Origin of the sequence: Kocuria sp. ChxB (genome assembly GCF_044359605.1) — a bacterium.
Classification (GTDB): domain Bacteria; phylum Actinomycetota; class Actinomycetes; order Actinomycetales; family Micrococcaceae; genus Kocuria; species Kocuria rhizophila.
In genome coordinates this window covers 1,021,706-1,037,055 of the sequence record NZ_CP121123.1, presented here as the reverse complement: position 1 = coordinate 1,037,055, position 15,350 = coordinate 1,021,706, and the positions used below count along the sequence as shown (strand labels likewise).

The following is a 15,350-nucleotide window of genomic DNA, read 5'->3' as shown; positions in this document are numbered from 1 at the left end:
CCGACCGGGCATCTTACGGCCCGGGCGGGGTTTCGTCCAGCAAGGGTGTGGACAAGCCCCGGTGGTTCGCCTAAGCTAGTGCTTTGCGTTGTCCCTTATACATGCGTGCCTTCATATAGCGGTGGGCGCCGCAGGGGCGGTCCGCGACACTCGTCGTCACCGGCCCCTTTCTCTCTCCCCGGGAACCTCGCGTATTCACTGCATGTCTGTGGAAGGATCACATCTTGGTCGCCTCGAGCACCGATACGAACGTCTCCGCCAACCACCCCACGAGCGACAACATTCCGCGTCGCATCTCCTTCGCGAAGATCCACGAACCGCTGGACGTCCCCAACCTGCTCGCGCTGCAGACCGACAGCTTCGACCGCCTGGTGGGCAACGAGCGCTGGCAGACCCGCGTGGTCGAGGCCCAGGAGACCGGTGACACCAGCGTGTCCACCACGTCCGGGCTCTCGGACATCTTCGAGGAGATCTCCCCGATCGAGGACTTCCAGGGGACCATGTCCCTCTCGTTCTCCGAGCCGGAGTTCTACGACCCGAAGTACACCATGGACGAGTGCAAGGACCGCGACGCCACCTACTCGGCGCCGCTGTACGTCAAGGCCGAGTTCATGAACAACAACACGGGCGAGATCAAGCAGCAGACCGTGTTCATGGGAGACTTCCCGCTGATGACGGAGAAGGGCACGTTCGTGATCAACGGGTCCGAGCGCGTCGTGGTGTCGCAGCTGGTGCGCTCCCCGGGTGCCTACTTCGAGAAGGGCCAGGACCGGACGTCCGACAAGGACATCTACTCCGCCAAGATCATCCCCTCCCGCGGTGCGTGGTTCGAGCTCGAGATCGACAAGCGCGACCAGGTGGGCGTCCGCCTGGACCGCAAGCGCAAGCAGTCCGTCACGGTGCTGCTCAAGGCGCTGGGCTGGAGCGAGGCCAAGATCCTGGAGGAGTTCGGCGAGTTCGACTCCATCCGCGCAACCCTGGAGAAGGACACCACGGAGTCCCGCGAGGACGCCCTGCTGGACATCTACCGCAAGCTGCGCCCGGGGGAGCCGCCCACGGTCGACGCCGCGCAGTCCCTGCTGGACAACATGTACTTCAACCCCAAGCGCTACGACCTCGCCAAGGTGGGCCGCTACAAGCTCAACCGCAAGCTGGGCCTGGACAAGCCGTTCTCGGACCCGGACGCCTCCGTGCTGTCCCTGGACGACATCGTGGCCATGATCCGCTACCTCGTCACCCTGCACGACGGCGGTTCCACCATGCCCGGCACCCGTGACGGCGAGGCCCGCGAGATCCACGTGGACGTGGACGACATCGACCACTTCGGCAACCGTCGCATCCGCGCCGTGGGCGAGCTGATCGAGAACCAGATCCGCACCGGCCTCTCCCGCATGGAGCGCGTGGTGCGCGAGCGGATGACCACCCAGGACGTCGAGGCGATCACGCCCCAGACCCTGATCAACATCCGTCCCGTGGTGGCCGCGATCAAGGAGTTCTTCGGAACCTCCCAGCTGTCCCAGTTCATGGACCAGAACAACCCGCTCGCGGGTCTGACCCACAAGCGCCGCCTCTCCGCGCTGGGCCCCGGCGGCCTCTCGCGCGACCGCGCGGGCATGGAGGTCCGTGACGTCCACCCCTCGCACTACGGCCGCATGTGCCCGATCGAGACCCCTGAGGGCTCCAACATCGGTCTGATCGGCTCGCTCGCGACCTACGCGCGCATCAACCCGTTCGGGTTCATCGAGACGCCCTACCGCAAGGTCGTGGACGGCACCGTCACCGACGACGTCGTCTACCTCACCGCGGACGACGAGCGCGGGCTCACCATCGCGCAGGCCAACGCGCCCCTGACCGACGACGGCCACTTCGCCGAGGACGCCGTCCTCGCCCGTGCCTCCGACGGCTCCGGCGAGGCCGTGCTCGTGGACCCGACCGACATCGAGTTCATGGACGTCTCCCCGCGCCAGATGGTGTCGGTGGCCACCGCCCTGATCCCGTACCTCGAGCACGACGACGCCAACCGCGCGCTCATGGGCGCCAACATGCAGCGTCAGGCCGTGCCGCTGCTCACCTCCGAGGCGCCCCTCGTGGGCACCGGCATGGAGCGCTACGCCGCACTGGACGCCGGGGACTCCGTCCTGGCCACCAAGCCGGGTGTGGTCGAGGAGGTCTCTGCGGACCTCGTCACGGTGCTCAACGACGACGGCACCACCAAGCTCTACCCGATCAACAAGTTCGTGCGCTCCAACCCGGGCAACACGTACAACCAGCGCGTGATCGTGTCCGAGGGCCAGCGTGTGGAGCCCCGTACGGTGATCGCCGACGGTCCCTCCACGGACCACGGTGAGCTCGCACTGGGCAAGAACCTGCTGATCGCGTACATGTCCTGGGAGGGCCTCAACTACGAGGACGCCATCATCCTCTCCCAGCGCATGGTCTCCGAGGACGTCCTTACGTCCATTCACATCGAGGAGCACGAGATCGACGCCCGCGACACCAAGCTCGGTGCCGAGGAGATCACGCGTGACATCCCGAACGTGTCGGAGGAGGTGCTCTCCGCTCTGGACGAGCGCGGCATCATCCACATCGGCGCCGAGGTCCAGGCCGGCGACATCCTCGTGGGCAAGGTCACGCCCAAGGGCGAGACCGAGCTGACCCCCGAGGAGCGCCTGCTGCGCGCCATCTTCGGCGAGAAGTCCCGCGAGGTGCGCGACACCTCCCTCAAGGTGCCCCACGGCGAGTCCGGCACCGTGATCGGCGTGCGCGTCTTCGACCGCGAGGACGAGGACGACGACCTGCCCGCCGGCGTCAACCAGGTGGTGCGCGTCTACGTGGCGCAGAAGCGCAAGATCACGGACGGCGACAAGCTCGCCGGACGCCACGGCAACAAGGGCGTCATCTCCAAGATCCTGCCCGTCGAGGACATGCCGTTCATGGAGGACGGCACCCCGGTGGACGTCATCCTGAACCCGCTGGGCGTGCCCGGCCGCATGAACCTGGGCCAGGTGCTCGAGGTCCACACCGGCTGGCTGGCCAAGCAGGGCTGGAACATCGAGGGCGACCCCGAGTGGCTCAAGGGGCTCAGCAACTTCCCCAAGAGCTCCGGACCCACCAACGTGGCCACCCCGGTGTTCGACGGCGCCCGCGAGGACGAGATCTTCGACCTGCTGGACCACACCAACCCCACGCGGGACGGTCAGCGCCTGATCGGGCGCTCCGGCAAGGCCCGGCTGTTCGACGGCCGATCCGGCCAGCCGTTCCCGGACCCGGTCTCCGTGGGCTACCAGTACATCTTGAAGCTCCACCACCTGGTGGACGACAAGATCCACGCCCGCTCCACCGGTCCGTACTCCATGATCACCCAGCAGCCGCTGGGCGGTAAGGCGCAGTTCGGCGGTCAGCGCTTCGGTGAGATGGAGGTGTGGGCGCTCGAGGCGTACGGCGCCGCCTACACCCTGCAGGAGCTGCTCACCGTGAAGTCCGACGACGTCCACGGCCGCGTGAAGGTGTACGAGGCCATCGTCAAGGGCGAGAACATCCCCGAACCGGGTGTGCCCGAGTCCTTCAAGGTGCTCATCAAGGAGATGCAGTCCCTGTGCCTGAACGTGGAGGTCCTCTCCGCGGACGGCAACGCAGTGGAAATGCGTGATTCCGAGGACGACAGCTTCCGGGCTGCCGACGAGCTCGGCATCGACCTCTCCCACTCCGAGCCCAGCTCGGTCGAAGAGGTCTGAGACCCCGCTCGTCCACAGATCAGCTCGTCACACTTCAGGATTTTACGAAAGAGGGACAGGACCTTATGTCCAACGATTCTTCACTGGGTCTCATGCAGATCGGCCTGGCCACCGCGGATCAGATCCGCGGCTGGTCCTACGGCGAGGTCAAGAAGCCGGAAACCATCAACTACCGCACGCTCAAGCCCGAGAAGGACGGCTTGTTCTGCGAGAAGATCTTCGGTCCCACCCGGGACTGGGAGTGCTACTGCGGCAAGTACAAGCGCGTGCGCTACAAGGGCATCATCTGCGAGCGCTGCGGCGTGGAGGTCACGCGTGCCAAGGTGCGTCGTGAGCGCATGGGCCACATCGAGCTCGCCGCTCCCGTGACCCACATCTGGTACTTCAAGGGCGTTCCCTCGCGCTTGGGCTACCTGCTGGACCTCGCGCCCAAGGACCTCGAGAAGGTCATCTACTTCGCGGCGTACATGATCACGTCCGTGGACGAGCAGGCACGTCACGACGACCTGCCCAACCTGCAGGCCGCGATCGACCGCGAGAAGAAGCAGCTCGAGGACACCCGGGACGCGGACATCAACGCGATCGCCCGCGATCTCGAGACCGACCTCGCACGCGTCGAGGAGGAGGGCGGCAAGGCCGCCGAGAAGCGCAAGCTGCGCGATTCCGCCGACCGCCAGATGGCGAACGTGCGCAAGCGCGCCGACCGCGAGATCGACTACCTGGAGAAGGTCTGGGACCGCTTCAAGAACCTCAAAGTCAACGACCTCGAGGGCGACGAGTCCCTGTACCGCCAGATGGTGGACCGCTACGGCATGTACTTCGAGGGCTCCATGGGCGCCGAGTCCATCAAGAAGCGCCTCGAGACGTTCGACCTCGCGGCCGAGGCCGAGGCGCTGCGCGAGACCATCGCCACGGGCAAGGGCCAGCGCAAGACCCGCGCCCTGAAGCGCCTCAAGGTGGTCAACGCGTTCCTCACCACGGACAACTCGCCGCTCGGCATGGTCCTGGACGCCGTCCCGGTGATCCCGCCGGAGCTGCGCCCCATGGTGCAGCTGGACGGTGGCCGGTTCGCGACCTCCGACCTCAACGACCTCTACCGTCGTGTGATCAACCGCAACAACCGCCTGAAGCGTCTGCTGGACCTCGGTGCCCCCGAGATCATCGTGAACAACGAGAAGCGCATGCTGCAGGAGGCCGTGGACTCGCTGTTCGACAACGGTCGCCGCGGCCGTCCCGTCACGGGTCCGGGCAACCGTGCCCTGAAGTCCCTGTCCGACATGCTCAAGGGCAAGCAGGGACGCTTCCGTCAGAACCTGCTGGGCAAGCGTGTGGACTACTCCGGTCGTTCCGTGATCGTGGTGGGCCCGCAGCTGAAGCTGCACCAGTGCGGTCTGCCCAAGCAGATGGCGCTGGAGCTGTTCAAGCCGTTCGTGATGAAGCGTCTGGTGGACCTGAACCACGCGCAGAACATCAAGTCCGCCAAGCGCATGGTGGAGCGCTACCGCCCGCAGGTCTGGGACGTGCTGGAAGAGGTCATCACCGAGCACCCCGTGCTGCTGAACCGTGCGCCCACCCTGCACCGTCTGGGCATCCAGGCGTTCGAGCCGCAGCTTGTGGAGGGCAAGGCCATCCAGCTGCACCCGCTCGTGTGCGGTGCGTTCAACGCCGACTTCGACGGTGACCAGATGGCGGTGCACCTGCCGCTGTCCCCGGAGGCCCAGGCCGAGGCGCGCGTGCTGATGCTGTCCTCGAACAACATCCTCAAGCCCTCGGACGGCAAGCCGATCGCCCTGCCCTCGCAGGACATGATCATCGGCCTGTACCACCTCACCACCGTGCGTGAGGGATGGGCGGGGGAGGGCAACAGCTACTCCTCCGTGGCCGAGGCCATCATGGCCAACGACTCCGGTGAGCTGCACCTCAATGCCAAGTGCAAGATCCGCCTCGAGGACTTCGTGCCCTACGCGGGCTGGGAGGCCCCGGAGGGCTGGGAGCCGGGTCAGCCCGCCGTCGTGGAGACCACCCTGGGGCGCGTGCTGTTCAACGAGACGCTGCCCGAGGACTACCCCTGGGACGAGAACGTCGCGGACAAGAAGCACCTGTCCGCGCTCGTGAACGACCTCGCGGAGCGCTACCCGATGACCCGCGTGGCCAAGACGCTGGACAACCTCAAGGACGCCGGCTTCCACTGGGCCTCGCGCTCGGGCGTCACCGTGGCCATCTCGGACATCGCGACCCCGCCGGAGAAGCCCGCCATCATGGAGGGCTACGAGGCGCAGGCCGCGCGCATCCAGGGTCAGTACGACAAGGGTCTGATCGACGACGACGAGCGCCGCTCGGAGCTCATCGACATCTGGTCCAAGGCCACCGACGAGGTTGCGCAGGCCATGCGCGACAACCTGGAGCCCACCAACACCATCAACCGCATGGTGTCCTCGGGCGCTCGAGGCAACTGGATGCAGGTCCGCCAGATCGCCGGCATCCGTGGTCTCGTGGCCAACCCCAAGGGCGAGATCATGCCCCGTCCGATCAAGTCCTCCTACCGTGAGGGCCTGTCGGTGCTGGAGTACTTCATCGCGACCCACGGTGCCCGAAAGGGTCTCGCGGACACCGCGCTGCGTACCGCCAACTCGGGCTACCTGACCCGTCGTCTGGTGGACGTCTCGCAGGACGTGATCGTGCGCGAGTCGGACTGCCAGACCGTGCGCGGTCTGACGCTGCCGCTGGCGGACATCACGGACACCGGCGTGCGCACGCTCGGCGAGGACGTGGAGAACACGGTGCACGGCCGCGTGCTGGCCAGCGCCGTGGCGGACGAGAACGGCGAGGTGCTGGCCGAGGCCGGCGCGGACATGTCCGACGCCATGATCGAGAAGCTCTACAACGCCGGTGTGGACCAGGTGCGCGTGCGCTCGGTCCTGACGTGCGAGTCCGCCGTGGGCGTGTGCGCCGCGTGCTACGGCCGGTCGCTGGCCACCAACCAGCTGGTGGACATCGGCGAGGCCGTGGGCATTGTGGCCGCGCAGTCCATCGGCGAGCCCGGTACCCAGCTGACCATGCGCACCTTCCACACCGGTGGTGTGGCGTCCTCGGACGGTGACATCACGCAGGGTCTGCCCCGAATCCAGGAGCTCTTCGAGGCCCGCACCCCCAAGGGCGTGGCCCCGATCTCCGAGGTGGCCGGTCGGATCCGCATCGAGGACACCGACAAGTCCCTCAAGATCGTGGTGGTCCCGGACAACGGCGACGAGGAGTTCGCCTACCCGGTGCTGCGCCGCGCCAAGCTGCTCGTGGCGGACGGCGACCACGTCGACGTCGGCCGGCAGCTCGTCACCGGTGCGGTGGATCCCAAGGAGGTGTTGCGCATCCGCGGTCCCCGCGAAGCGCAGAAGCACCTCGTGGACGAGGTCCAGGGCGTGTACCGCTCGCAGGGCGTGGGCATCCACGACAAGCACGTGGAGGTCATCGTCCGGCAGATGCTGCGTCGCGTGACCATCATCGAGTCCGGTGACACCGCGCTGCTGCCGGGTGAGCTGGTGGACAACGTGCGCTTCCTCGAGGCCAACCGCGGTGCGGTGGCCGAGGGCAACCGTCCCGCCGCCGGGCGTCCGGAGCTCATGGGCATCACCAAGGCCTCGCTGGCCACGGACTCGTGGCTGTCCGCCGCGTCCTTCCAGGAGACCACGCGTGTGCTCACGCAGGCCGCCATGGAGGGCAAGTCGGATCCGCTGCTGGGTCTCAAGGAGAACGTCATCATCGGCAAGCTCATCCCCGCGGGTACCGGTCTGGACCGGTACAACAGCGTGGACGTGGAGCCCACCGAGGAGGCGAAGGCCCAGATGTTCACGGACCCGTCCGCATTCGCCGACTTCAGCTACGCCGAGGAGAACGCCGGCGGACTGGGCTCCGAGTTCCAGGCCATCCCGCTGGACGACTACGACTTCGGCAACTGAGTCGCCCGCACTGCCGGTCCCGTGCCACGGGCGCGGTGACTGCGTGGTGAAGAGCGACTGAGTTCCGACCCGGCCCGGGTGGGTCTCCCGCACGAGGGAGGTCCACCCGGGCTTCGTCGTGTCCGGGCTCCTGTCGTTGATCCAGACGCGGACGGCCGCAGGGGGAAGGGGCGCAGATTGGTGAGAGCCGAGATCAAAGAACAAACGCATGCAGTTGACCGCGCACGAAGATTCCATTGCCAGCCCACAAGACAAACGAAAACAGTTGTCCAGACCGGGCCGGCGCGTGGTGGAAGGGTGGCCGCACGGGTTGCTGTCCGGCGGGTGGCCCGCACGTGAGACCGCGACGGCTCGCGGGGATTCCCAGGACGGCCCCTCCCCGGTTCCCCGGACCGGACGGGTCTGATACGGTGGGGAAGAATTGCTCGATTCCGGGCATTCTGCAATGAGATGGCAAATCGGACCCTGTCCTGTGGTACGCACCCTGTACCTAGATGCCATCTTTCGTCATGCTCAGGGGTAGATCCGCGGCGCGGAACCTGCCCGCGAGCACCCCGGGATCAATGTTCCGTCACCGGCGGGCCCGGCAATCACCGGACTCCGCTCCAACAGGAGGCACTGTGCCAACTATCCAGCAACTGGTCCGCAAGGGCCGGCACTCCAAGGTCGTGAAGACCAAGGCTCCCGCGCTCAAGGGGAACCCCATGAAGCGCGGCGTCTGCACCCGCGTGTTCACCACCACGCCCAAGAAGCCGAACTCGGCGCTGCGCAAGGTGGCCCGTGTGAAGCTCAACGGCGGCGTGGAAGTCACCGCCTACATCCCCGGCGAGGGCCACAACCTGCAGGAGCACTCCATCGTGCTCGTGCGCGGCGGTCGTGTGAAGGACCTCCCCGGTGTCCGCTACAAGATCGTGCGCGGCGCGCTCGACACCCAGGGTGTCAAGGGTCGCCAGCAGGCCCGCTCCCGCTACGGCGCCAAGAAGGAGAAGAAGTAATGCCTCGTAAAGGTCCCGCTCCCAAGCGCCCCCTCGTTGTCGATCCCGTCTACGGCTCGCCCGTGGTCACGCAGCTGATCAACAAGGTCCTGCAGGACGGCAAGAAGTCCACCGCCGAGCGCATCGTTTACGGTGCCCTCGAGGGTGTGCGCAACAAGACCAACTCCGATCCGGTGGCCACCCTGAAGAAGGCCCTGGAGAACGTGAAGCCGGCCCTCGAGGTCCGCTCCCGTCGCGTCGGCGGCGCCACCTACCAGGTGCCCGTCGAGGTCAAGGCCGGTCGCGCCCAGGCGCTCTCCCTGCGCTGGCTCGTGGGCTACTCCAAGGCCCGTCGTGAGAACACCATGACCGAGCGCCTGCAGAACGAGATCCTCGATGCCTCCAACGGCCTCGGTGCCGCTGTCAAGCGCCGCGAGGACACCCACAAGATGGCCGAGTCCAACAAGGCCTTCGCCCACTACCGCTGGTAAAATTCGGTAGTCCTGTCGGCCCCGCGGATCCGCGGGGCCGACTTCCAGGGCCCGGCACCACCTTTTACGAAGGGAACCATCGTGGCACTCGACGTGCTTACCGACCTCAACAAGGTCCGCAATATCGGCATCATGGCTCACATCGATGCCGGTAAGACCACGACCACCGAACGCATCCTGTTCTACACGGGCATCAACCACAAGCTCGGCGAGACGCACGACGGTGCCTCCACGATGGACTGGATGGCCCAGGAGCAGGAACGCGGCATCACCATCACCTCCGCCGCGACGTCGTGCTACTGGCACGACTACCAGATCAACATCATCGACACCCCGGGTCACGTGGACTTCACGGTCGAGGTCGAGCGCTCCCTGCGCGTGCTCGACGGCGCCGTGGCGGTCTTCGACGGCAAGGAGGGCGTGGAGCCCCAGTCCGAGACTGTGTGGCGCCAGGCCGACAAGTACGAAGTGCCCCGCATCTGCTTCGTCAACAAGATGGACAAGCTGGGCGCCGACTTCTACTTCACCGTGGACACCATCAAGTCCCGTCTGGGTGCCACCCCGCTCGTGCTGCAGCTGCCGATCGGCGCGGAGAACGACTTCGTGGGCGTGGTCGACCTCATCACCATGAAGGCCCTGGTCTGGGAGGGCGACTCCAAGGGTGACGTCTCCCTGGGTGCCAAGTACGAGACCCGTGAGATCCCCGAGGACCTCCAGGACCGCGCCGCGGAGTACCGCAACCAGCTGGTCGAGGCCGTGGCCGAGGCCGACGACGACCTCATGGAGAAGTACCTCGGCGGCGAGGAGCTGACGGAGGACGAGATCAAGCTCGGCATCCGCAAGCTCACCATCTCCTCCGCCGCGTACCCCGTGCTGTGCGGCTCCGCGTTCAAGAACCGCGGCGTGCAGCCCATGCTCGACGCCGTGGTGGACTACCTGCCCTCCCCGCTCGACGTGGAGGACGTGCAGGGTCACGCCGTGAACGACGAGGAAGAGGTGCTCACCCGCACCGCAGACGCCAACGGCCCGTTCGCCGCGCTGGCGTTCAAGGTCGCGTCGCACCCGTTCTACGGCCAGCTCACGTACATCCGTGTGTACTCCGGCAAGGCCAAGGCCGGCGAGCAGGTCCTGAACTCCACCAAGGGCAAGCGCGAGCGCATCGGCAAGCTCTTCCAGATGCACTCCAACAAGGAGAACCCGGTGGAGGAGATCTCCGCCGGTCACATCTACGCGGCCATCGGTCTGAAGGACACCACCACGGGTGACACCCTGTGCGACTCCTCCAGCCCGATCGTGCTGGAGTCCATGAGCTTCCCCAAGCCCGTGATCTTCGTGGCCATCGAGCCCAAGACCAAGGGCGACCAGGAGAAGCTCTCCACCGCCATCCAGAAGCTCTCCGCCGAGGACCCCACCTTCACGGTGTCCCTCAACGACGAGACCGGCCAGACCGAGATCGGCGGCATGGGCGAGCTGCACCTGGACATCCTGGTGGACCGCATGAAGCGCGAGTTCCGCGTGGAGGCCAACGTGGGCAAGCCCCAGGTGGCCTACCGCGAGACCATCAAGAAGCCTGTCGAGAAGGTCGACTACACCCACAAGAAGCAGACGGGTGGCTCCGGCCAGTTCGCCAAGGTTCAGGTCTCCTTCGAGCCGCTGCCCCTGGACGCTGAGGAACTGTACGAGTTCGACAACGCCGTGACCGGTGGTCGCGTGCCGCGCGAGTACATCCCCTCCGTGGACCACGGCATCCAGGACGCCATGCAGCTCGGCATCCTCGCCGGCTACCCGGTCGTGGGCGTCAAGGCCACGCTGGTCGACGGCGCCTACCACGACGTCGACTCCTCCGAGATGGCGTTCAAGATCGCCGGCTCCATGGTGTTCAAGGAGGGCGCGCGCCGTGCCAACCCGGTGCTGCTCGAGCCGCTCATGGCCGTCGAGGTCCGCACGCCCGAGGAGTACATGGGCGACGTCATCGGCGACCTGAACTCCCGCCGTGGCCAGATCCAGTCCATGGAGGACGTCACGGGTGTCAAGCTCGTGCAGGCTCTGGTGCCGCTGTCCGAGATGTTCGGCTACATCGGCGACCTGCGTTCCAAGACGCAGGGTCGCGCCGTGTACTCCATGCAGTTCGACAGCTACTCAGAGGTTCCCAAGGCCGTGGCCGAGGAGATCATCCAGAAGAACCGCGGCGAGTGAGCCATCGGGGTTCGCCCCGAGATTTCAGTAAATTCGTAATCCAGAAGTAGACTTGCACAGGTTTCGACACGCTCAGCGCCGATGCGCTGTGGTCACACGCTCCGGTGCCCGGAGCAGTCGAGCAAGTCTCACCTCAATGTTCTAGGAGGAACACATCATGGCGAAGGCCAAGTTCGAGCGCACCAAGCCGCACCTCAACATTGGCACCATTGGCCACGTTGACCACGGCAAGACCACGCTCACCGCTGCAATCTCCAAGGTCCTGGCTGACAAGTATCCGGACGTCAACGAGCAGCGCGACTTCGGTGCCATCGACTCCGCCCCGGAGGAGAAGCAGCGCGGCATCACGATCAACATCGCGCACATCGAGTACCAGACCGACAAGCGTCACTACGCCCACGTGGACGCCCCGGGTCACGCCGACTACGTGAAGAACATGATCACCGGTGCGGCTCAGATGGACGGCGCGATCCTCGTGGTCGCCGCCACCGACGGCCCCATGGCGCAGACCCGCGAGCACGTGCTGCTCGCCCGCCAGGTGGGCGTGCCCTACCTGCTGGTCGCGCTGAACAAGTCCGACATGGTGGACGACGAAGAGCTGCTCGACCTCGTCGAGATGGAGGTTCGCGAGCTGCTGTCGGACCAGGGCTTCGACGGTGACAACGCCCCCGTGGTGCGCGTCTCCGCTCTGAAGGCTCTCGAGGGCGACGCCCAGTGGGTCAAGTCCGTCGAGGACCTCATGGAGGCCGTGGACGAGAACGTGCCGGATCCCATCCGCGACACCGACAAGCCCTTCCTCATGCCCATCGAGGACGTCTTCACCATCACCGGTCGTGGCACCGTGGTGACGGGTCGCGCCGAGCGCGGCACCCTGCCGATCAACTCCGAGGTCGAGATCGTGGGCATCCGCCCCGTGCAGAAGACCACGGTCACCGGCATCGAGATGTTCCACAAGCAGATGGACGAGGCCATGGCGGGCGAGAACTGCGGCCTGCTGCTGCGCGGTCTCAAGCGTGACGACGTCGAGCGCGGCCAGGTCGTGTGCAAGCCGGGTTCCATCACCCCGCACACCGACTTCGAGGCCAACGTCTACATCCTGTCCAAGGAAGAGGGCGGGCGTCACAACCCGTTCTACTCGAACTACCGTCCGCAGTTCTACTTCCGCACCACCGACGTCACCGGCGTCATCACGCTGCCCGAGGGCACCGAGATGGTCATGCCCGGCGACAACACCGAGATGACGGTCGAGCTGATTCAGCCGATCGCCATGGAGGACGGCCTCGGCTTCGCCATCCGCGAGGGTGGCCGCACCGTTGGCTCGGGTCGTGTGACCAAGATCATCAAGTGATCATGCTGATGATCGGGGAGAGGTTCTGAACTGATCCCTCTCGAAGCCCCGTGGTTCCCCGGAACCACGGGGCTTCGTCGTACCCGCGAGCTACGCCGAGGTTTCCGCGTCCCCGGGTCCCCGGGTCCCCGGGTCCCCGGGTCCCCAGGTCCCCAGGTCCCCAGGTGACCCGGTGCCGCGGGTCGACGCCGCCGGCGGCCGGCGATCGCTGTGGCAGCGGTGCGCCCCCGGTGCATGACGAATGGGCCTAGCGGTTGCGGCCACCTGACCTCGCGTTCCCGAGTGGGACGGGGCGGCGTCGTTCGGCCCGGGGAAGCGTCCCAGGTGCGGTCTCGCAGGTTGCGCCGCTGCTGTTCTCTCTGGCAGAATGGTCGCTGTTGTTCGCTCAGCGGCGCGTGCTTCACGCGCGGTGGCACCAACGCCTCGTCCGTCGCAGGAACCGGGTGCAATGCAGTTGTGCAGCCGAAGCACTCGTGACGCACGCAGCACCGCGCGGCCGCGCCGCGGACAACCACTCATCACCGGCACCATGTCATTGTGCGAGTTCGGAAGCGTCGTCCACCGCGACACGCCCGAGTTCGGGTGCCGGAGCCCCGGCAGGGTGAGGAACCCGGAATCGTCCGGATTCAGTCTGTGCGGGGTGGCGGCAGAGGCCGCCGAACACAAGGAGCCCTGGGCTCCATACAGGGAAGTACTTGAAGAAAGAGAGTCACGACGCCATGGCGGGACAGAAAATCCGCATCCGGCTGAAGTCCTATGACCACGAGGTCATCGACGTCTCGGCCCGGAAGATCGTTGAGACGGTGACGCGCGCAGGCGCCACGGTGGTGGGACCCGTCCCGCTGCCCACCGAGAAGAATGTGTACTGCGTCATCCGGTCGCCGCACAAGTACAAGGACAGCCGCGAGCACTTCGAGATGCGCACGCACAAGCGGCTGATCGACATCATCGACCCCACGCCCAAGGCTGTCGACTCGCTCATGCGTCTCGACCTGCCCGCTGACGTGAACATCGAAATCAAGCTGTAAAAAGGATCGCACCCCAATGACTACCACTTTCGAACGCCAGGTGAAGGGCCTGCTGGGCACGAAGCTCGGCATGACCCAGGTCTGGGACGAGAACGGGAAGTTCGTGCCGGTGACCGTGGTCAAGGCCGACTCCAACGTCGTGACGCAGCTGCGCAACGAGGACAAGGACGGCTACAACGCCGTGCAGATCGGCTTCGGTGCGATCGATCCCCGCAAGGTGACCAAGCCGCTGGCCGGTCACTTCGCCGCTGCAGGCGTAACGCCCCGTCGCCACGTCGTCGAACTCCGTACTTCCGACGCCGCCGAGTACGAGCTGGGACAGGAACTGTCCGTCGAGCTCTTCGAGGCCGGCGCCAAGGTCGACGTGGTCGGCACCACCAAGGGCAAGGGCACGGCCGGTGTGATGAAGCGTCACGGCTTCTCCGGTGTCGGCGCCTCCCACGGTGCGCACAAGAACCACCGCAAGCCGGGCTCCATCGGCGGCGCGTCGTACCCCGCACGCGTGTTCAAGGGCATGCGCATGGCCGGTCGGATGGGCAACGCCCGTCACACCACCATGAACCTGACCGTGCACGCGGTTGACGCCGAGAACTCCCTGCTGCTCATCAAAGGCGCCCTGCCGGGCCCCAAGGGATCGGTCGTCCTCGTCCGTTCCACCGTGAAGGGAGCTTGATATCCATGGCAACTGAAACCGTCAACGTCGAGCTGCCCGCTGAGATCTTCGACGCACAGACCAATGTGGCGCTGCTGCACCAGGTCGTCGTCGCCCAGCTGGCCGCCGCGCGTCAGGGCACGCACAAGACCAAGACCCGCGCCGAGGTCTCCGGCGCCGGCCGCAAGCCGTTCAAGCAGAAGGGCACCGGCCGCGCCCGTCAGGGCTCCATCCGCGCCCCGCACATGACCGGTGGTGGCGTGGTCCACGGTCCGACGCCGCGTGACTACTCCCAGCGCACCCCCAAGAAGATGAAGGCCGCCGCCCTGCGCGGAGCCCTCTCCGACCGGGCCCGCAACGGCCGCATCCACGTGGTTGCGGATCTGGTGAGCGGTGCCGAGCCGTCCACGAAGGCCGCCAAGCAGGCGCTGCGCTCGATCTCCGAGCGCAAGAACCTGCTGGTCGTGCTGGGCCGCGGCGAGGACACCGCCGCGCTGTCCGTGCGCAACCTGGTCAACGTGCACGCCGTGTACGCCGATCAGCTCAACACGTACGACGTGCTCGTCTCGGACGACGTGGTCTTCACCAAGGCCGCCTACGAGTCGTTCGTGGCAGCCGCGTCCGGTAGCAAGCAGGAGGACGCCAAGTGAGCGCCATCTACAACAAGGACCCGCGCGACGTCATCATCCGTCCCGTGGTCTCCGAGAAGTCCTACGGTCTGATCGACGAGGGCAAGTACACCTTCCAGGTGGACCCCTCAGCCAACAAGACCGAGATCAAGTACGCAATCGAGCAGATCTTCGGTGTGAAGGTTGCGTCCATCAACACCCTCAACCGTCCCGGCAAGCGCAAGCGCACTCGCTTCGGCTGGGGACAGCGAAAGGCCACCAAGCGTGCCGTCGTGTCCCTTCGGGAAGGCTCCATCGACATCTTCGGCGGTCCGCTCTCCTGAGCGGAGACCACTTTAACGAGGA

Annotated in this window: 10 protein-coding genes; all 10 read left to right on the top strand. The window is 66.2% G+C overall.

Annotation, left to right across the window (positions count from 1 at the left end):
- The first annotated feature begins 224 nt into the window (after positions 1–224).
- On the top strand, positions 225–3,734 hold the full coding sequence (rpoB, locus tag P8S73_RS04525; protein ID WP_059281408.1) for a DNA-directed RNA polymerase subunit beta: 3,510 nt from the start codon (positions 225–227) through the stop codon (positions 3,732–3,734).
- Between the two features lie 65 nt (positions 3,735–3,799).
- Positions 3,800–7,687, top strand: coding sequence for a DNA-directed RNA polymerase subunit beta' (locus P8S73_RS04520; protein WP_059281409.1), 3,888 nt, complete (start codon positions 3,800–3,802; stop codon positions 7,685–7,687).
- Between the two features lie 620 nt (positions 7,688–8,307).
- Entirely contained in the window at positions 8,308–8,682 is a 375-nt protein-coding gene (gene rpsL / locus P8S73_RS04515) for a 30S ribosomal protein S12 (protein WP_012397684.1), read from the top strand.
- A complete protein-coding gene (gene rpsG, locus P8S73_RS04510) occupies positions 8,682–9,152 on the top strand; it encodes a 30S ribosomal protein S7 (RefSeq protein WP_012397685.1) in 471 nt (156 codons plus the stop codon). The genes rpsL and rpsG overlap by 1 nt, the downstream gene beginning before the upstream one ends.
- 81 nt (positions 9,153–9,233) lie before the next feature.
- Positions 9,234–11,348, top strand: a complete 2,115-nt coding sequence (gene fusA / locus P8S73_RS04505; protein ID WP_059281410.1) for an elongation factor G — start codon at positions 9,234–9,236, stop codon at positions 11,346–11,348.
- Between the two features lie 157 nt (positions 11,349–11,505).
- Positions 11,506–12,696, top strand: coding sequence for an elongation factor Tu (gene tuf, locus P8S73_RS04500; RefSeq protein ID WP_019309651.1), 1,191 nt, complete (start codon positions 11,506–11,508; stop codon positions 12,694–12,696).
- Between the two features lie 719 nt (positions 12,697–13,415).
- Positions 13,416–13,724 carry a 30S ribosomal protein S10 gene (rpsJ, locus tag P8S73_RS04495; protein WP_003803825.1) on the top strand — a complete coding sequence of 103 codons (309 nt, stop codon included), beginning with the start codon at positions 13,416–13,418 and terminating at the stop codon, positions 13,722–13,724.
- 16 nt (positions 13,725–13,740) lie between these two features.
- On the top strand, positions 13,741–14,397 hold the full coding sequence (gene rplC / locus P8S73_RS04490) for a 50S ribosomal protein L3 (protein ID WP_019309650.1): 657 nt from the start codon (positions 13,741–13,743) through the stop codon (positions 14,395–14,397).
- A gap of 5 nt (positions 14,398–14,402) precedes the next feature.
- Entirely contained in the window at positions 14,403–15,026 is a 624-nt protein-coding gene (gene rplD, locus P8S73_RS04485; RefSeq protein ID WP_039101860.1) for a 50S ribosomal protein L4, read from the top strand.
- On the top strand, positions 15,023–15,328 hold the full coding sequence (gene rplW, locus P8S73_RS04480) for a 50S ribosomal protein L23 (RefSeq protein WP_019309648.1): 306 nt from the start codon (positions 15,023–15,025) through the stop codon (positions 15,326–15,328). Before rplD ends, rplW begins: the two co-directional genes overlap by 4 nt.
- Positions 15,329–15,350 lie beyond the last annotated feature (22 nt).